Below are 17,332 nucleotides of genomic sequence, written 5' to 3' on the forward strand. Positions count from 1 at the left end.
GGTTTATCCCTCCTGGCGGCTGCGCAGCAGCAGGTCGGCGGCTTTTTCACCGATCATGATGCTCGGGGCATTGGTATTGCCGCCGATCAGTGTCGGCATGATTGACGCATCGGCTACGCGCAGGCCGGCGATGCCGTGTACGCGCAGTTGATCGTCGACTACGGCCAGTGGGTCGTGGCCCATCTTGCAGGTGCCTACCGGGTGGTACTGGGTGTCGGCGCGGTTGCGGATGTCCTGCTCCACGGCCTGGCGATCCTGTTGGGCCAGCGGGTACAGCGGCTTGCCGCGGTAGGGGGCCAGGGGCGAGGCGTCGAGAATGGCGCGCTGGATGTCGGCGCCGCGCATCAACACCTCAAGGTCCTGCGGCTCGCTGAAAAAGCACGGGTCGATCAGCGGTGCTGCGCTGGGGTCGGTGCTGGCGAGGCTGACCGTGCCGCGGCTCTTGGGGCGCAGCAGGGTCAGGTGGCAACTGAAACCATGCCCCGGGCGCATCTTGCGCGCATGGTCATCGACGATGGCGGGGACGAAGATCAGTTGCAGGTCGGGCATTTCAAGCGCGGGGTGGCTTTTGAAGAAGGCCCCGGACTCGGCGAAGGGCGAGGTGACCAGGCCCTTGCGTTCGCGCTTCCACTGGGCCATGGCCTTGAGCATCTTCCAGCTGAAGGTGGGCGAGAAGCCGAAGGTTTCGCTTTTGTTGCGGCTGCGGTAGGTGAACACGTAGTCGATGTGGTCCTGCAGGTTCTGGCCGACGCCGGGCAGCTCATGGGCGACCTTGATGCCGTGCTTTTGCAGTTCATGGCGCGGTCCGATACCCGAGAGCATCAGCACCTGGGGCGAGCCGAAGCTGCCGGCGCTGAGCACCACCTCGTGGCGCACCTTGAGCACGATGCGTTCGCTGCCCTGGCGCAGTTGCACACCTGTGGCACGGGCACCTTCCAGCAGAATCCGTTCGACTGTGGCACCGGTCAGCACCTTGAGGTTGCGGCGATCGAGATTGGGGGTGAGAAACGCCTTGGCCGCGCTGCAGCGCTCGCCATTGCGCTGGGTGACCTGGTACATGAACGCGCCTTCCTGCTCGACGCCGTTGTAGTCCGGGGTACGGCCAATGCCGTTGAGCTTGGCGGCTTGGAGAAATGCCGCGTTCAAGGCGCTGGGGCAGGTCACTTCGGTGACGCTGAGCGGGCCGTGCTGGCCGTGGTAGTCATCGTTGAGGCTGTGGTTCTGTTCGGACTTGATGAAGTAGGGCAGCACCTCATCATAGGACCAGCCCTTGTTGCCCAGCGCCGCCCACTGGTCGTAGTCCTGGCGATGGCCGCGCACATACAGCATGGCGTTGATCGAACTGGAACCGCCAAGGGTCTTGCCCCGTGGCTGGTAGCCGCGACGGCCGTTGAGGCCCTGCTGGGGCACGGTCTGGAACGCCCAGTTGTTGATCCGCGTGGGCAGCATGGCAACCATGCCCACCGGGGCGTGGATCAGCACGCTGGTGTCGGCACCGCCGGCTTCGAGCAGGCAGACGCTGATGGCTGGGTCTTCGCTCAAGCGGCTGGCAATCACGCAACCTGCCGAGCCGCCACCGATCACGATGTAGTCGAAGGTGCTGTTGATGTGTTCAGTGGTCATGTGTGGCGCTCCGTGAGTGCGCAGGCAATAGGCAGAGGGGTCAGAAGCGGTAGCCGACGGTCAGCGAATAGACGTCGGGGTCGGCCTCGACGTCGATCTTGCGGGTGACCTGGCCCAGGCCCGGGGTCTGGGTCTTGATGGTGGCGGTGGTGTCGATCCAGTAGCGGGCGTAGGAGAAACCGGCCGTCCAGTTGCCGATAAGGGGCACTTCCACGCCGACCTTGGCCACGGCCCCGAACGAGTCATCCAGCTTTGAACTGGACGGGCCGCCGAAGGCGGCGTTGTAGGCGGCGGTCATTTTCTCTTCGCTGAACCAGGTGTAATTGACCCCCAGGGCGATGTAGGGCTGGACGCCAAACACGTCGAAGTTGTAGGCCAGCAGCACCGCCGGGAACCAGGCCCGGGCGCTGCCGACCTTGCCCAGGGGCGCGGCAGAGCCTGCGCCATCGAAGTCGATGACCGGCGGTGCGCCGGCCTGCATCACCAGCGACCAGGGGCCGCCGAGGCTACGCTCATACACCAGTGCCAGGGTGCCGGTGTCGCGCACGGTGGCCTGGATGTAGTCTGGGGTGGTGCCGGGCATGCCGGTCATGTCGCCCGAGTCGGTGTTGAACTGGATGTCGGCATAGCCGATACGCACGATATTGAGCGGTGCGTCGCTTGCCAGCGACGGCAGTGAAATCAGCGGCACGCACGCGGCCAGCGTGGTAGCAAGCAGTCGTTTCATGAAAGCCTCAGGTTTTATTATTGTTGTCGAGTGGTTCAACGGTGCTGATGCTGCAACGCTGCGTTGCACGGCGGGAGGTTGTAATACGCCAGTGCGGGGGTTAATTTCTGCCACCGGAAAAGGGAGACCCTGTGATGACTCAGCTAATCGTTGGCGCCTATGGCACGTCCCTGGATATTCCGCAGCACAACATGCTCGGCTTGCCGGCCCTGGTGGCCGAGCTGCAGAGCCAGGGCGTAGACCCGGTCGGCCTGCTGCAGGGCACCGAGCTTTCGCCCGAGCAGATGCTCGACCCCAATACCCGCATCTCGCACCGCCAGAAGCTGGTGATCTTCGCCAACATGAAGCGCCTGATGCACCATGCCGATAGCGGCCTGCGCGCCGGTGGGCGGCAGCGCCTGAGTGATTTCGGCATCTTTGGCTACGCCATGATGAGCAGCGAGACCTTTGCCCAGGCGGTCGATTTCGGTATCCGCCATATCCGCCTGCTGGGGCCTATTTTCGAGAAGTCATTTCGCCTGGAAGGCAGCGAAGGGGTGTTCAGCGGCCAGGGTTTTTTCGCCCTGGGCGAGCTGATGCCCCTGGCAACGGAGTTCTGGTTTGCCTCCATTCACTCACTGGTGCAGTGCGTGCTGGAAAAGCCCTTTCCCTCGGTACGGCTGTTGTTGCCCTATCCTGCGCCGGACTACTGGCAGTGTTATGAGGCGGTATTTCGCTGCCCGGTGGTGTTCAACAGCGAGGTGATGGAGTGGCGTTTCGACGCGAGCGTGTTGCAACTGCCTTGTCCGAATGCCAACCCGATTACCTCGGCGATGACCATGGGGTTCTGCCAGCAACTGGTGGCCAGCCTGCCGGATGAATCCGACCTGATCGAGTCGGTGCGCATGGTCTGCCTGAGCCGCAGCGGGCGTTTTCCGGGGGTGGACGCGGTGGCCGAGACCCTGGGGCTGTCGACCCGCACACTGCACCGGCGCCTGGCCGAACAGCAGCGCACCTACCAGAGTGTGCTCGATGAAGTGCGCTGCGCCCTGGCCATCGAGTTTTTGCAGCAGAGTGACATGCCCATGGATGAGCTGGCCGCCCAGGTCGGTTTTTCCGAAGCGGCCAACTTTCGCAAGGCCTTCAGGAAGTGGACCGGGCGGTCGCCGGGGGACTACCGCAAGGCTTTGCGCAGCACCGTGTGAAGGAGGCTGTGGGAGCGAGCTTGCCCCCGCGAAGGCCCTTGCATCCTGCGCATCTGGATACGGCCCCTGTGCGGCCGATCGCAGCCTCGTTGCTCGGCAGCGGCTACAGATGATGGTGTAGCCGCTGGCGACAGCCTGCGATCGGCCGCGCAACGGTCGTGGTTCTAGAACGGGTTGGCCAGGTCGATGCCGGACTTGCCCGGGGCAAGGATGTTGTTCGGGTCCAGGGCGCGCTTGAGGGTGTGTTCAAGTTTGCGCTTGACCGTCCCATAGCTCTGCGCCACCCGCTCCTGGAAGGCGGTGTTGACCCGGTACACGGCGTAGCCTTCCTGCTCGAAGACATCCAGCAATTCGGCGAAGCAGGCATTGGCGCGCTGGGTTTCCTCGGGGCTGCTGCGGTCGTACAGCACGTCAATCACATGGTGCATGTCACGCCAGCCGACGATGAACTCACCGACATAGTCCAGGCCGTGCTTGTTGAGGATTTTCTTGGCCAGCGCCTGCTGTTTGTCGCACTCGCTGCCACGCGCCTGGCTGACAGGGGCGAACCACATCGAACCGCCACCGCCGCGCCAGTTGTACAGGCCGAACTCCTGCAGGTTGGGTACCCCGGACATCAACTGGGCGCGGTATTTGAACGGCTGGGTATCGCCGGCCTCTTCCTGGGTGACGATACGGCCCTTGCCCAATTGCTTGAGGGCGCCGGTGACGATGTTCCAGTTCACGTCGACCTGTTCCTGGGTGCCGTACAGGGCGGCATAGACGTTCCAGGCTCCGAGGTTCTTGTCTTTCTGGATCTGCTTGAGGATGGCGTCGGGGGTAGCGCCGGGTTCCAGGGTGTAGTCGCTGCGGCGGGTGTTGCAGGTGGAGGCTTCCCACAGCACGCCGGCAATCACCACGGAGTTGGGGATGACCTGGGCGATGCGCAGCGGGCGGATGAATTCGACGATTTCGGCAATGTCCGACTGGTTGTCGAACTTGATCTCGAACGGCTTGAACACCGGCGGCTTGGGCATGAGCCAGAACCCCATCTTGGTGCAGATGCCATAGTTGGCCTGGGTGAACATGCCGTCCAGAGTCGGGCCGTAGCCCCACTTGAACACCTGCCAGGCGTTGTCGCCTTTGACCCCGCCCATGCCCGTGCGATACAGGTCGCCGTTGGCCAGCACCACTTCCATGCCGCACTGCATGAGGAAGTGCTCGCCGTAGGGGGTGTAGCCCACGCCGCGGTCCATGGTGTTGCCCAGGGGGCCGGCAATGGCGGAGGGTGCCGAGAACGACAGCATCAGCGGCAGGTTGTGCTCCTGGATGTAGTCGTAGAGCTGCTGGTAGGTGACGCCGGGTTCGACCAGGGCGGTGCACAGCTCTGGGTCCACGTGCAGGATCTTGTTCATCTTTTTCAGATCCAGGATCACCTGGCCACGTTGGCCGGGGGCGGCCGAGCCGTAGCCGAAGTTGCGGCCGGTGGAGATGGTCCAGACCGGCACCTTGAACTGGTTGCAGATCTTCACCACGCCTTGCACCTGCTCGACGGTGGTGGCGGTGACGGCGGCCGACGGCGCATGTTCGGCGTTGTCCACGGCCATCATGATCTTGTTGTAGGGAATCAGTTGCTCGTCCTTGACCAGGACATTCTCATCGCCCAGCAAGGCGCGGAACTGGGCGATGGCTTGCTGGAAATTGGCGTCGTTGACGCCACGGGGCAGCAGGGTGTTGGCGGTTGCTTGGCTCATGTTGGAATCCTTCAGACTGCGATCGAGAACGACACGTAGGTGCCGGCCAGTGCCGAGGGGCGGCTGGCAATCAGCGGCGCCTGGCCAGTGTCGGTGCTGCCCAGTACAGCCAGGGCGTAACCCAGGGTGGCGGCCCATTGATCACCGCCCCGGGTGCGACTGGCGGTTGCCACCTCCAGGGTTGGCGCCGGGCTGTGCAGGCGTTGTTCGTGCAGCCTGAAACCCTGGCCGCAGGCATTGAGATGTTGGCCCAGTTGCAGGGCACAGCCATGCGAGACCTGGGCGCTGAGCAAGCGGTGCGCAGTGCGCTCTGATGTGGCGCTGTGCTGGCCCAGCCACTGCACCCGGGCGCCTGCGCTGCGGGCCAGGTCGATGAGCAGAGCGGCGCTGGCGTCGTCGAGCAGGCCGATCAGGCGCTGGGCCTGGCCGCTGGCAAGGTGCTGCTGCACTTGCATCAGCACGCCCAGTTCCGGGGCAATGGGCATCACCTGCACCTGAGGTGCAATCGGGCTGGCCTGGATACCCTGGACAAATGCCGAGCCGGCCACCTCGGGACTGACCAGCACCCGCGTGGGCACCTGGCCCGAAGTGGAACGGCCCAGCACGGTGTTGGCCAGGCCCAGGCCGGAGCTGGCCATGGCGATGCCGGCCACCCCACCCACGGCCATGCCCTTGAGCAATGCGCGACGTTCGATAGTCATCATGGGCGGGCCCTCACGGTTTGGCTGCAGGGGCAGGGGACTTGGCCAGGTACTCGCCCACTTGTTGCAGGGCGTTGTCGTCGATGAACGAGGCCGGGAATGCCGGCATGGCGCGAAAGCCATTGCGCACGATGGCGCTGATGTAGGCTGGCGGCAGTTGCCGGCCCTTGATCTGCGGGCCGACCTGGCCTTCGTGGCAGTGGCCGCAGACTTTGGCGTAGACGTCCTCGCCGCTTTTGAATGCACCGTCGCCACTGGCGGCGGCGCTGCCGGCAAGCAGGATCAGGGGCAGGGCAAGGCAGGCATTGACGGTCCGTCGCACAGCCGGGTGGTTGGGCAGTAGGGACATAGCGGACTCCTTATTGTTATGGGGTTGGGGCAAGGCAATCAGAATGGGTAGGCCCGTGGACGGTGCTGCACGGTGATCCAGTGGTCGGTGGTGAACTCCTCGATGGCCCAGTCGCCGTTGAAGCGCCCAAGCCCTGAGTTTTTCTCGCCACCGAACGGGGCGTTGGGCTCGTCGTTGACCGGGATGTCGTTGATATGGGTCATGCCGGCCTGGATCCGCTGGGCGAACTGCACGCCCCGTTCGAGGCTGGCAGTGAACACCGCGCTCGACAGCCCGTACTCGCTGCGGTTGGCCAGTTCCAGGGCATGCTCGGCATCGCGTGCAGCCTGGATACCCACCAGCGGGCCGAAGATTTCTTCGTGGGCAATGTCCATGTCGGCGGTGACGTTGCCGAACACATGGGGGGGCAACACGTTGCCTTGGGCCAGGCCACCGGTCAGCAGTTGGGCGCCCTCAGCCTGGGCGGTGGCGATCTTGTCTTGCAGGCCGGCCAGTTGCCGTTCGTTGATGACCGGGCCGATCACCGTGCCGGGCAGGCTCGGGTCGCCACAGGGCAGGGCCTTGACCCGCTCGACGAAACGCTCGGTGAAGGCCGCCAGCAGCGGTTGCTCGACAATGATGCGGTTGACCGCCATGCAGATCTGCCCCTGGTGCAGGAACTTGCCCACCACGGCGGCATTGACCGCTTGCTCAAGGTCGGCATCGGCCAGCACCACGAACGGGCTGTTGCCGCCCAGCTCAAGGGCCAGGTGCTTGAGGTGTTCGCCACCGCTGGCGATACGGCCGATGTTGCGGCCCACCTGGGTGGAGCCTGTGAAAGAAATGAACGCCGGCACCGGGTGCTCGACGAAGGCGTCACCGATCTCGGCACCGGCACCGACCACCACGTTCAGGGCACCTGCCGGTAACCCGGCTTCCTCGAAAATGCGCGCCAGCAGCAGGCCGCCAGTGACCGGCGTGTCGCTGGCCGGCTTGACCACCACGGTGTTGCCCAGGGCCAGGGCAGGGGCCAGGGAGCGGGCGGTCAGGTGCAGGGGGAAGTTCCACGGGCTGATCACCCCGATTACGCCCAGGGGCTTGCGGTACACGCGGCTTTCCTTGCCGGGAATGTTCGAGGCGACGATGCGCCCATGTACGCGGCTGGGCAGGCTGGCCGATTCGAGGATGATGGCGCGGGCGGCGCCCCATTCGATCTGGGCCTTGATCCGGGTGCTGCCGGACTCGCGGATGATCCAGTCGATGATCTCTTCGCGGCGCTCATCAAAAATGCGCGCCGCTGCCAGCATCACCTGGCTGCGGGCGGCGGGCGCCTGCGCGGCCCACTCGGCCTGTACCTGCCGGGCGCCACGGTAGGCGGCGTCGAGGTCATCGCGGTTGGCCAGGGGAATGAGCAGCAAGGCCTGCTGGTTGAAAGGGTCGGTCACCGTCAGCGAGCGCTCGGCACTGCCGGCGCGCCACTGGCCGGCCAAGGGCTGCAGATGAAGGTTCTGGTAGGCAGGGCGGGAGGGTGTCATCGGCTTCTCTCTTTTGTTGTGACATTGCGATGAACAGCCCTTAACAACTATCGTGCCAGCTCGTGTTAATTGCTAAAAAACCAATAAAAACAGTGTGTTAAGTGTGTGATTGAACATTCATTAGCACGGTGGCAGTCGCTGGGGTGCGAAAATTTATGCAGAGAATCCGGCATTTGCAGAAAGCTCCGCAACGCGGGTGAAGGGGGAAGAATCTGTGCGGTTATCGGACGTTTACCCGCGTTGAAGGCGCCCCGCGACTGACTGCCGATTGACCCGGCCGGGGCGGGGGGCATACTGAAGGCCTTACCTTCTGCCTTGCACTTATTGCCTATGACTCCTACAACACCTGGCAAATCGGGTCGGCCCGTGGACGAAGCGTTTTTCAAGCAGCTGCTCGGCCGTCACAAGCGCCTGATCGTCGATCGCACCAATCAATTTGGCAGCACAGGCCTGCCTTCGGCTGAGCAACTGGCCGAGTCGGTGGCCTTTGCGCCCCAGGACGGCAGCATCTGGCTGTGCGGCCAGCGCATGATGCTGCTGCAAGGCTCGGCCTTTGGTGCCATTCGCCGCGAGCTGATCGACGCCCTGGGCCTGGACAAGGCCCGTGGCCTGCTCACCCGCATTGGCTGGCAAGCCGGAGCCCGCGATGCCGCCCAGGTCAGCGAGCAATGGCCCGAGGGCGATCACGCTAGCCTCTACAGCGCAGGCCCGCGGCTGCACATGCTCGAGGGCATGGTCAATGTCGAGGTAGTGCGCTTCGAGATCGATTCGAGCATTGGTCATTTCTATTCCGAGTTTCTCTGGCACAACTCCCTGGAGGTCGATGAGCACATCGCCGCCTACGGCCTGGGCGGGGAGCCGGCGTGCTGGATGGAGATCGGCTACGCCAGCGGCTATGCCTCCTCGTTGCTCGGACGCCTGGTAGTGTTTCGCGAGCACCAGTGCCGGGCCATGGGCCACGGCGCCTGCCGGATCGTCGGCAAGCCTGCCGAGCAGTGGGACGATATCGACATCGACCTGGCTTACCTGGACCCGGGGGACTTTCTCAGCCGCAGCGCCTATCACAGCGGTGTCGAAACACCGGTGGCGGAGCTTGAAGTGCCTGCCGACGGCAAGCCGCTGGTGGGGATCTCGGCAAGTTTCGTGGCGGCCAGCCAGTTGCTCCAACGGGTAGCGCCAACCCAGGCCACGGTGTTGCTTACCGGTGAGTCGGGAGTGGGCAAGGAGTTGTTCGCCCGTACCTTGCATCAGGCCAGCAGTCGTCAGCACATCCCGATGGTGGCGCTCAATTGCGCGACCCTGCCGGAGAACCTGGTGGAGGCCGAGTTGTTCGGGGTCGAGCGTGGTGCCTACACCGGGGCCGAACGTTCGCGGCCAGGGCGCTTTGAACGGGCCCACGGCGGCACGCTGTTCCTCGATGAAATCGGCACCTTGAGCCTGCATGCGCAAAGCAAGATCCTGCGCGCCCTGCAAGAAGGCGAGATCGAGCGCGTGGGCGGCAGTGCGCCGATCCAGGTGGATGTACGGGTGATTGCCGCCACCAACCTGGACCTGCGCCGTGAGGTGGAGGCGGGGCGCTTCCGCGAAGACCTGTTCTACCGTCTGAACGTGTTTCCCATTCACTTGCCGCCGTTGCGTGAGCGGCGCGAAGACATCCCGCTGCTGATGAGCTATTTCCTGCGCACCTTCAGCCAGCGTCATGGCCGCCAGTTGGCGGGCTTCAGCATGCGCCTGGTCAATGCGCTGCTGACCTACCGTTTTCCCGGCAACATTCGCGAATTGCAGAACCTGGTCGAGCGTGGCGTGATCGCGGCCAGTGACGGCGAAGTGATGGACGTGGTGCACCTGGCCGAAGCCGGTGCACCGTTGATGGAGGCAGCCATAGGCCTGACCACGGAAGGGCGCTTGGCCATGGGCAAGGTGCCGTCTGCGCCGATGCCGGCCTGCGAGGGCGACGCGGCGCAATCGGCCGATGGCGGGGCGCCGGAACTGGCCAGCCTGCAGGCGTTTTTCAGCGGCCAGCAGCGGGTGCTGGGTACGTCGCTGGAGGAGATCGAGCGGCGCCTGGTGCAACTGGCACTGGAGCGCTCCGGTGGCAATGTCACCGCCGCTGCGCAGATGCTCGGCATGAGCCGTGCCCAGGTCAGCTACCGGCTCAAGGGCAGCTGACCGGGCGCTGGGTCAGAGCGCAGTGGTGAACTTGAACCAGTAGGTCTGACCTTCGGCGCGGTTGCGCACCCCGGACTCATCCTGCCATTTGGCGCTGAACATCCAGCCCTGCTTGCTGCTGTACTGCACGGCAGGGCCGATGGAGAACGAGCGTCCGCGGTTGCCGTCGCTGGCATCGACCAGGGCGGCGGCGTCGCAGTCGCTGGCGCTGCATTTATCGTCGCTGATCTGCTGGTAGGCATGCCCGCCAACGCCCAGCACCCAACCATTGCCAAGGCCCCAGCCGAGGGTGTAGTCGGCGTGCAGCTCGCGCCCGGACTGATAGTTTGTGGCGCGGTTCTCGAAGTTGTAGTCGTGCATCAGGCGGATGTCGGCATTCAGGCCGTCGGGGTCCAGGTAGGTCATGGCCAGTACGGCTTGCACGGTGTAGTAATTGTTGCCCAGGTTGATCAGGTCGTCTTCGTCGTATTCGCTGGCGGTGGGCAGGACGAAATCGACGCCGGTCGCGATGTGCAATTTTTCGCTGGGGTGAAAACCGATCACCGGGCCCAGGTGAGCATCGCCGATGCCGCGCTTGTGGTCATGAGGGCCGTTCTTGACGTTCAGGCGCATATCGTTCAGCGGCAACAGGGCGTGAAAACCCAGGTCGCCGCCGAACACCTTCTGCTCGGTGACCCAGACGAAGCGAGGGGCGAGGGTTGTAACGCGCAGGTCGATGTCGGCGGCCTTGTCACCGCTGTTGTCGCGCAGAGTGTCGGCCAGGTAGTTGCCGGCGAACAGTTGGCCGTAGGTGCCTGGGGGCGGGAGGATGCCCATGCCGTAGATTTCGATGCCATTGGGCCAGGAGGAGATACCGCCTTCGGAAGCGTGGGCGTGCAAGGCGCAGGTGGTCAGGAGCAGGCCGGCGGTGAGGTGGCGGGGAGAGTGTTTGAGCATGAGAGGTCAGCCTTATTGTTATGTGTGATTCGCTCGGGACCCTCTCAAGATGTGTGCCAGGTTTAATTGCTTTAAATATCAATAGGTTAGGTTTTTAAATGGGTTTTACTTGGCGGGATTTATTAAGAAAATTCAGCGGGGTGAATAAAAGTCTCGGCAGGCGCGGCGGTGCGAGGTCTCGACTTGCTCCGCGATAGCGGTGTGGCAGTCGGATTGCTATCGCGGGGCAAGCTCGCTCCTACCGTAGAATACCTGGTCACCCAGTATTGTAATTCCCTTGGCTTTGGCGCCCTTTGTGATGGGTTTGGGATCTGGCGGTGATGCCAAGCACTGTGCAGCCGCTGCCGTCAGGCTGCGATCGGGCGCGAAGCGGCCGCAATCTTTTCAATCCGATGAAGCGCGAGATAGGCGACTGCCTGGCAGTCGATCGCAGCCTCGTACCTCGGCAGCGGCTACTCCAAATCAGGCAATAGCACCTGGATTGTGCCGGTGGTACCTGCTGTGCGCGGGGCAAGCCCGCTCCTACAGTGCAGACTGGCGGAAGGCGTTGGGCGTCTGCCCGCACAGTCGCCTGAAGAATCGCGAGAAATAGGTGGGGTCGCTGAAGCCCAGGCTGTCGGAAAGCTGGCTGATGCTCATGTTGGTGTAGATCAGGTTGCGCCGTGCTTCGAGCAGCAGGCGCTGGTGGATGATTTGCAAAGCGGTCTGCCCGGCAAGCTCGCGACAGAGGATGTTCAGGTGCACGCTGGAGATACCCAGGCGGTGGGCGAAGTGCTCCACCGACAGGTGCTCGCGGTAATGCTGCTCCACCAATTTGATGTAGCGCCCCAGTAATTGCTGGTTGCGCTCGTCGCGGTTACCCGGGTGTGTGTTGTGCTGGCGTTGGCGGCTGATCCATACCATCAGGCTGGTAATCAGTGAGTGCAGCAGTAGATCGCGTGCCGGGGCGCTGCCTTCGTACTCCTGGTGCAACACATGGATCAAGGTGTGCAGGGCCTGGCGGTCGCGGCCCAGCGGGTAGCAGCCGATCGAAGCCAGGACGGTCAGGGGCGCGCCCAGTTGGGCCTCCAGTTGCGCCACCAGCGGGGCACCGAGGGTGAGTACGTAGCCATCGATGTCGGCGGAAAACTGAAAGCCATGTACGGTCATTGGCGGGATCACCTGGATCGCCGCCTCATGCACATCGCTGCGCTTGCCTTCGATCTCCAGCCGGGCGTGGCCGCGACGCACATACAGCAACTGGAACAGGTCGGCGTGACGGTGCGGTTTGATCTCCCAATGGTGCAGGCTGCTGCGCTTGGGGATGGATTCGCAGTGCAGCAGATCGGGAGTCGGCCAGGCCTGGTTTTCACCGTACAGCTTGAACACGGGGATTCTGGGAAGGCTGGATCTTGTCATTGTGGGCAACCTGCCGGGTAGCTTAGCGTTGTTCGATAATCGAACTGATTGTTCAAAAGTGCAATTAACCGGAGCAATATCACCTTTTCTGGCGGTTTTTGTCAGCAAAAATGCAGGGGTCAATAACAACAAAAGCTCCAAGGTGCTGCCCAGGCGGCGTGTGGAGCCCCCACGCGAGACAAGAACAATGAAGACTCAGGTAGCCATTATCGGTGCAGGCCCTTCCGGGTTGTTACTCGGCCAGTTGCTGCACAAGGCCGGTATCGACACCGTGATTCTCGAACGCCAGACCCCGGACTACGTGCTGGGCCGCATCCGTGCCGGGGTGCTCGAGCAGGGCACGGTCGATCTGCTGCGCGAAGCCGGTGTCTCCGAGCGCATGGACGCCGAAGGCCTGGTACACGACGGCGTCGAACTGCTGGTCGGCGGCAAGCGCATCCGCGTCGACCTCAAGGCTCTCACCGAAGGCAAGACGGTGATGGTCTACGGCCAGACCGAAGTCACCCGTGACCTGATGCAGGCCCGCGAAGCCTGCGGCGCACCGATCATCTATTCGGCCAACAACGTCCAACCCCATGAAATGAAGGGTGAGCAGCCCTACGTCACCTACGAGAAAGACGGCCAGACCCACCGCATCGATTGCGACTACATTGCCGGCTGCGACGGTTTCCACGGTGTCGCGCGCAAGAGCATTCCCGAGTCGGTGCTGACCCATTACGAGCGTGTCTATCCCTTCGGCTGGCTCGGCCTGCTGTCGGACACCCCGCCGGTCAATCATGAACTGATCTATGCCCATCACGACCGTGGCTTCGTGCTGTGCAGCCAGCGCTCGCTGACCCGCAGCCGCTACTACCTGCAAGTGCCGCTGACCGACCATGTCGATGACTGGTCCGATGAGCGCTTCTGGGATGAGCTCAAGGCGCGTTTGCCCGAGGAAGTCGGTGAGCGACTGGTTACCGGGCCGTCGTTGGAAAAAAGCATCGCGCCACTGCGCAGCTACGTGGTGGAGCCGATGCAGTACGGCAAGCTGTTCCTGGTGGGCGATGCCGCGCATATCGTTCCGCCTACCGGTGCCAAGGGCCTGAACCTGGCGGCCTCCGACGTGTGCTACCTGTACCGGATCCTGGTCAAGGTATATGGCGAGGGACGCACCGACTTGCTCGAAAAGTACTCGGAACTGGCCTTGCGCCGGGTGTGGAAGGGTGAGCGCTTCAGCTGGTTCATGACCAACCTGCTGCATGACTTTGGCGAGCACAAGGACGCCTGGGACCACAAGATGCAACAGGCCGACCGCGAGTACTTCTTCAACTCTCACGCCGGTCTGGTCAACATCGCCGAAAACTACGTGGGCCTGCCCTACGAAGCCATCGAGTAAGTGAAGGAGGGTGGATCATGGGTGTGTTCGACTGGAAGCACTGGGCGGTTCTGTTGGTGGTGGTGCTGTTGGTGTTCGGCAGTAAACGCTTGAAAACCCTGGGTGCCGACCTGGGCGAGTCGATCAAGGGCTTTCGCCGCTCGGTGAACAGCGACGAGGAGGCGACGCCGCCAGTGGCGGTGGAGCGCCAGCCTCGCCAGGACTAGCGCTCCAGGGGGTGGTGCCCGCCGATCAGGCGCGGGCGCCCGCCGCCAGCAGTATCTTTTCCATCGCCGTGTACCCGCGCTGGCGCGCATGGGCCAGCGGGGTCACGCCATCCTTGTCGGCAATGTTCACGTCGGCCCCGGCCTTGACCAGCAACTCGACGATCTCGACATGCCGGGCGCCGCCATCGCCGAGTACGATGGCCTCCATCAGCGCGGTCCAGTGCAGGCGGTTGATATGGTTCACATCGACGCCGGCCTCGATCAGCGTACGGACCGTCTCGACATGCCCGCGCTCGGCCGCCGGGATCAGTGCCGTGCCGCCGTAGCGGTTGGTGCTCTTGAGGTCGGCACCGTGGCTCAGGGTCAGTTGCAGGATCTGCTTGAGGCCACGGGCACCGGCGTACAGGTACGGGCTATCGTCGATGGTGTCCTTGGCATTGACGTCGGCGCCGGCTTCGATCAACACCTTGGCCGCCTCTATCTGGTTACCGTGGGTGGCGAGCAGCAGCGGGGTGCGGCCCTGTTTGTCGCGGGCCTCGATGTTGACGCCCTGGTCGAGCAGGTTTTTTACCTGTGTGGCATTGCCACGCTCGGCAGCTTCGCGCAGTTGGTTTTCGAGCACGCCACCTTCGGCGTTGGCCGTGAGCGAAGTGAGCATGGCCAGCAGCATGGCGAAGAAAATGTTGAGGTGTTCCAGGCGCATTCGGCGGCCTCCGTGTGTTGTTCTATGAATGGGCGCATGATAGAAATCGAGTCACCCATTTAGAAGTTAAATATTCGTATGAATATCAGTGTAAAACCGAATAGGTCCTTGTTCGACCTGGACTTGTTACGCGCTATTGTCGTGGTGGCGGACTGCGGCAGCTTTACAACAGCGGCGGCCCGGCTGCACTCCACTCAATCGACGGTGAGCCAGAAGGTCCGGCGCCTGGAAGACATGGTCGGCCACCGCTTGCTGGTGCGTGGTAACCGTGACGTGTTGCCCACGGATGCTGGCCAGACGCTACTGGGCTATGCCCGGCATATGCTCGCGCTGAACGACCAGATGCTCGAGGCGCTGGCGGGCGCCACGGTAGGGGTGACGGTGCGACTGGGAGTGCCCGAGGATTTTGTCGGCGGGCGCACTACCAATGCCTTGTCGGCGTTCAATCGCAAGTACCAGCAGATCAAGCTGGAGGTCACCAGTGGCCTGTGCCGTGACCTGAGCCAGAGCTACGACAACGGCGAACTCGACCTGGTACTGCTCAAACAGCGGCGCAACAGTCGTGAAGGCGTGGCCTGCTGGCCGGAAGAACTGCAATGGATTGACAGCGCCAGCATCCCTTCGATCGACCTGGACCCGATCCCGCTGGTGACCTTCCCGCCCCGTGGCCTTTACCGCGATGACATGATCAACGCCATCGAGAGCATGGGCAGGCGCTGGCGCATCAGCTTTACCAGCTCGAGCCTGAGCGGCATCCAGGCCGCAGTAGCCGATGGCATGGGCATCAGCCTGCTGCCCCCGCGTGCGGCCACTCGCGAGCATGTGGTGCTGGGGCAACAGAATGGGCTGCCGGAGATCGACAGTTATGAAATCGTCATCGTCCATCGGCCCACGGCCGACCCGATGGTCAAGGAACTGGCAGGGGTGTTGGCGGGGTTGCTTGAGGCGCATGAGGTTTGAGTTCGCCAAGGTCGGTGTGCTGTTCACGCACCCCCTGACGCTCGGCAACTGCCCGCAAGGTGCGCAGCGACACCATCGGTGCGTCGATCACGAACTGGTTGGCCAGCCATGACGGGATGTCGCCGGCAGGCTCGGCCTCCAACTGGTAGGTCACTTCGGTCAATTGGTCGCCTTTGGGCACCAGGATCCACTGGCCCTTGAGCTGGGTGACGCGAATCAGCCCCGGCACCTGTTCGGCTTTATCAGCCTCGGCGCTGAGTCGGCGGACCATCCCGCCGTCGTCGGTGCGCTCGGTTTGCACCCGGATCACTATGTCGCGGGGGCTGGCCGGCCAGGGCAGGTCGGTGGTCAGGTAGACCCAGGTGCTATCACCCTCGACCTCCAGCAGACGCATCGAAGCGCAGCCGTAGAGCCATTTGCACGCCACCCGCAGGTTTTCCTGCAGATCGCTCAGGGTTCGCACACTGGCCTTGATCAGCGCCACGCCGCGAAAGCGCTGGTAGTGCGAGCCTGCAACGTCATCCAGATACACCCGGATGCCATCTTCATCCCTGGCCAGATGCCAGGAATCGGCCTGGACGCTGCTGCAGAGCAGCAACGTCAGCAGCGCGCCGCACAAGAGGCTGGGTTTCATGTGGGCTCCACGGCGCTTGAATGACCGGTTGAAGCATAGGTCAGCCGGGTGTTTTTACCGCTGTGGTGGTGCTGGTTGCAGATTGGGTCTGAAAAGTTTGTAGGGTTTTTCCCTTTCCAAGCGGGCTGCGCGGAATGCCAATGCTGCCGTGCTAGGTTCCGGGCTCCATTTGCCCAAGGAATCTCCCCATGTCGGTCCATCGCATGAACATCAATGGCCGCGGTGCAGGGCAGCACGGCGACCAGACCACCAGCGGCGCCACCTGCTTGAGCAGCCAGTCTCATTCCACCCAGAGTGGCGTTCCCCATTTGCGCCTGGGGGATGCCACCACGCCGTGCCCGTTATGCGGCGTGTCCGGGGAAATCGCTGAAGGTGAAACGGGCTGGACGATTGATGGCCGACCCATGGCGGTGGATGACGTGTTGATCCAGTGCGGTTGCCCGCCCGGCAGCAACCGCCTGGTTGCACCGTTGGTTGCAACGCGTGTTGCCAGTGCCCCGGCCCCAGCCAAGGTCGCCGAGCAGGTGGGGCACATCCGTACCGCGTTGCCATCGGGGCCAGCCTCGGGTTTTGCACCTGCAAGCCGCTCCATGCCCGTCATGACCGCCACCCCCGGCACGCTGGAGCCGGGCTTCTACATCGTCCCCCGCAGCATGTCCGGCCCGCAGGTACTGGCGCAGTTGGGCAACCCCTACCTGCCAGCTCGCCTGCAACGGCTCAACCCGACCTTCGCCCAGGACTTCAAGGCGGGTGAACTGTTCATCCTCGGCGACCCGGACAACGGAACGGCGTGTACCCGCGAAGAAGCCCAGCTGATGGACGCCGCTGCGCAGGTGCGCGATGCGCTGGCGGGGCTTAGCGAGGAAGAGGCCAACTTCATGGCCGATTACCAAGGCGAGATTGCCGGGTTGCTGGGGAGCGCGAGCCTGTCGATGGGGGTCAGCACGGTGATGCTGGGTCAAGGACTGAGGCAGGTGGAAGGTACCTTGCGTGCGCTGGAGGAATTGCATCAACGCTCGTTCAGTCTCCACGGTCATTTGAACAGCCGGGATTTCTTTGCGGCGCGTCGTGAGTTGTACAAGACCCTTGATGCCCAGTTGAAGAGTGCCTTTCTCAACAA

Annotated in this window: 16 protein-coding genes; 6 read left to right on the forward strand and 10 right to left on the reverse strand. The window is 63.4% G+C overall.

All coding sequences use genetic code 11. The features are described 5' to 3' along the window. Positions 1 to 3: 3 nt before the first annotated feature. Both H621_RS0118395 and H621_RS0118400 read right to left on the reverse strand, forming a co-directional pair. Positions 4 to 1,623, reverse strand: coding sequence for a GMC family oxidoreductase (locus H621_RS0118395; RefSeq protein ID WP_028944804.1), 1,620 nt, complete (start codon positions 1,621 to 1,623; stop codon positions 4 to 6). A gap of 40 nt (positions 1,624 to 1,663) precedes the next feature. After that, the gene (locus tag H621_RS0118400; protein ID WP_028944805.1) at positions 1,664 to 2,350 is read right to left on the reverse strand and encodes an OmpW/AlkL family protein; all 687 of its coding nucleotides are present in this window, start codon (positions 2,348 to 2,350) and stop codon (positions 1,664 to 1,666) included. Positions 2,351 to 2,484: 134 nt separating this feature from the next. Here H621_RS0118400 and H621_RS0118405 point away from each other — a divergent pair, with 134 nt between their 5' ends. Continuing rightward, positions 2,485 to 3,534 (forward strand): AraC family transcriptional regulator, encoded by a 1,050-nt coding sequence (locus H621_RS0118405; protein ID WP_036990055.1) that lies wholly within the window; start codon positions 2,485 to 2,487, stop codon positions 3,532 to 3,534. Positions 3,535 to 3,698: 164 nt separating this feature from the next. On the opposite strand, the gene H621_RS0118410 is transcribed toward H621_RS0118405, so the two are convergent. Genes H621_RS0118410 through pchA form a run of 4 tightly spaced genes read right to left on the reverse strand, consistent with a single transcriptional unit; the run spans position 3,699 to position 7,831 of the window. Continuing rightward, on the reverse strand, positions 3,699 to 5,267 hold the full coding sequence (locus H621_RS0118410; protein WP_028944807.1) for an FAD-binding oxidoreductase: 1,569 nt from the start codon (positions 5,265 to 5,267) through the stop codon (positions 3,699 to 3,701). A gap of 11 nt (positions 5,268 to 5,278) precedes the next feature. Then, positions 5,279 to 5,971, reverse strand: a complete 693-nt coding sequence (locus H621_RS0118415) for a hypothetical protein (RefSeq protein ID WP_342418295.1) — start codon at positions 5,969 to 5,971, stop codon at positions 5,279 to 5,281. Between the two features lie 10 nt (positions 5,972 to 5,981). Then, entirely contained in the window at positions 5,982 to 6,317 is a 336-nt protein-coding gene (locus H621_RS0118420; protein WP_028944809.1) for a c-type cytochrome, read from the reverse strand. Positions 6,318 to 6,355: 38 nt separating this feature from the next. Continuing rightward, positions 6,356 to 7,831, reverse strand: a complete 1,476-nt coding sequence (gene pchA, locus H621_RS0118425) for a 4-hydroxybenzaldehyde dehydrogenase (protein WP_028944810.1) — start codon at positions 7,829 to 7,831, stop codon at positions 6,356 to 6,358. A gap of 330 nt (positions 7,832 to 8,161) precedes the next feature. Between pchA and H621_RS0118430 the strand changes: the two genes are divergently transcribed. Beyond that, a complete protein-coding gene (locus tag H621_RS0118430; protein ID WP_028944811.1) occupies positions 8,162 to 10,000 on the forward strand; it encodes a sigma-54-dependent Fis family transcriptional regulator in 1,839 nt (612 codons plus the stop codon). A 12-nt stretch (positions 10,001 to 10,012) separates the two neighbouring features. On the opposite strand, the gene H621_RS0118435 is transcribed toward H621_RS0118430, so the two are convergent. Beyond that, positions 10,013 to 10,936, reverse strand: a complete 924-nt coding sequence (locus H621_RS0118435) for a SphA family protein (protein WP_036990058.1) — start codon at positions 10,934 to 10,936, stop codon at positions 10,013 to 10,015. Positions 10,937 to 11,458: 522 nt separating this feature from the next. Next, a complete protein-coding gene (locus tag H621_RS0118440) occupies positions 11,459 to 12,334 on the reverse strand; it encodes a helix-turn-helix domain-containing protein (protein WP_028944813.1) in 876 nt (291 codons plus the stop codon). Between the two features lie 187 nt (positions 12,335 to 12,521). Between H621_RS0118440 and pobA the strand changes: the two genes are divergently transcribed. Both pobA and tatA read left to right on the forward strand, forming a co-directional pair. Beyond that, positions 12,522 to 13,709 (forward strand): 4-hydroxybenzoate 3-monooxygenase, encoded by a 1,188-nt coding sequence (pobA, locus tag H621_RS0118445; RefSeq protein ID WP_028944814.1) that lies wholly within the window; start codon positions 12,522 to 12,524, stop codon positions 13,707 to 13,709. A gap of 17 nt (positions 13,710 to 13,726) precedes the next feature. Further along, positions 13,727 to 13,915, forward strand: a complete 189-nt coding sequence (gene tatA / locus H621_RS27250) for a twin-arginine translocase TatA/TatE family subunit (protein WP_036990060.1) — start codon at positions 13,727 to 13,729, stop codon at positions 13,913 to 13,915. Between the two features lie 25 nt (positions 13,916 to 13,940). On the opposite strand, the gene H621_RS0118455 is transcribed toward tatA, so the two are convergent. Further along, on the reverse strand, positions 13,941 to 14,573 hold the full coding sequence (locus tag H621_RS0118455) for an ankyrin repeat domain-containing protein (RefSeq protein ID WP_245219096.1): 633 nt from the start codon (positions 14,571 to 14,573) through the stop codon (positions 13,941 to 13,943). 123 nt (positions 14,574 to 14,696) lie between these two features. Between H621_RS0118455 and H621_RS0118460 the strand changes: the two genes are divergently transcribed. Further along, positions 14,697 to 15,578 carry a LysR substrate-binding domain-containing protein gene (locus tag H621_RS0118460; protein WP_028944816.1) on the forward strand — a complete coding sequence of 294 codons (882 nt, stop codon included), beginning with the start codon at positions 14,697 to 14,699 and terminating at the stop codon, positions 15,576 to 15,578. Here the strand turns inward: H621_RS0118460 and H621_RS27255 are convergent. Beyond that, positions 15,526 to 16,212 carry an START domain-containing protein gene (locus tag H621_RS27255; RefSeq protein WP_084167995.1) on the reverse strand — a complete coding sequence of 229 codons (687 nt, stop codon included), beginning with the start codon at positions 16,210 to 16,212 and terminating at the stop codon, positions 15,526 to 15,528. The genes H621_RS0118460 and H621_RS27255 overlap by 53 nt on opposite strands. Before the next feature lie 188 nt (positions 16,213 to 16,400). Between H621_RS27255 and H621_RS0118470 the strand changes: the two genes are divergently transcribed. Continuing rightward, the coding region (locus H621_RS0118470) for a PAAR domain-containing protein (RefSeq protein ID WP_028944817.1) at positions 16,401 to 17,332 on the forward strand (932 nt) is incomplete at its 3' end.

Origin of the sequence: Pseudomonas vranovensis DSM 16006 (assembly GCF_000425805.1) — a bacterium.
Classification (GTDB): domain Bacteria; phylum Pseudomonadota; class Gammaproteobacteria; order Pseudomonadales; family Pseudomonadaceae; genus Aquipseudomonas; species Aquipseudomonas vranovensis.

What these genes read in the sequence shown, in the direction of transcription:
- H621_RS0118395 (WP_028944804.1), bottom strand. Translation starts at nt 1,623, where the DNA reads ATGACCACTGAACACATCAACAGCACCTTCGACTACATCGTGATCGGT.
- H621_RS0118400 (WP_028944805.1), bottom strand. Translation starts at nt 2,350, where the DNA reads ATGAAACGACTGCTTGCTACCACGCTGGCCGCGTGCGTGCCGCTGATT.
- H621_RS0118405 (WP_036990055.1), top strand. Translation starts at nt 2,485, where the DNA reads ATGACTCAGCTAATCGTTGGCGCCTATGGCACGTCCCTGGATATTCCG.
- H621_RS0118410 (WP_028944807.1), bottom strand. Translation starts at nt 5,267, where the DNA reads ATGAGCCAAGCAACCGCCAACACCCTGCTGCCCCGTGGCGTCAACGAC.
- H621_RS0118415 (WP_342418295.1), bottom strand. Translation starts at nt 5,971, where the DNA reads ATGATGACTATCGAACGTCGCGCATTGCTCAAGGGCATGGCCGTGGGT.
- H621_RS0118420 (WP_028944809.1), bottom strand. Translation starts at nt 6,317, where the DNA reads ATGTCCCTACTGCCCAACCACCCGGCTGTGCGACGGACCGTCAATGCC.
- pchA (WP_028944810.1), bottom strand. Translation starts at nt 7,831, where the DNA reads ATGACACCCTCCCGCCCTGCCTACCAGAACCTTCATCTGCAGCCCTTG.
- H621_RS0118430 (WP_028944811.1), top strand. Translation starts at nt 8,162, where the DNA reads ATGACTCCTACAACACCTGGCAAATCGGGTCGGCCCGTGGACGAAGCG.
- H621_RS0118435 (WP_036990058.1), bottom strand. Translation starts at nt 10,936, where the DNA reads ATGCTCAAACACTCTCCCCGCCACCTCACCGCCGGCCTGCTCCTGACC.
- H621_RS0118440 (WP_028944813.1), bottom strand. Translation starts at nt 12,334, where the DNA reads ATGACAAGATCCAGCCTTCCCAGAATCCCCGTGTTCAAGCTGTACGGT.
- pobA (WP_028944814.1), top strand. Translation starts at nt 12,522, where the DNA reads ATGAAGACTCAGGTAGCCATTATCGGTGCAGGCCCTTCCGGGTTGTTA.
- tatA (WP_036990060.1), top strand. Translation starts at nt 13,727, where the DNA reads ATGGGTGTGTTCGACTGGAAGCACTGGGCGGTTCTGTTGGTGGTGGTG.
- H621_RS0118455 (WP_245219096.1), bottom strand. Translation starts at nt 14,573, where the DNA reads ATGCTCACTTCGCTCACGGCCAACGCCGAAGGTGGCGTGCTCGAAAAC.
- H621_RS0118460 (WP_028944816.1), top strand. Translation starts at nt 14,697, where the DNA reads ATGAATATCAGTGTAAAACCGAATAGGTCCTTGTTCGACCTGGACTTG.
- H621_RS27255 (WP_084167995.1), bottom strand. Translation starts at nt 16,212, where the DNA reads ATGAAACCCAGCCTCTTGTGCGGCGCGCTGCTGACGTTGCTGCTCTGC.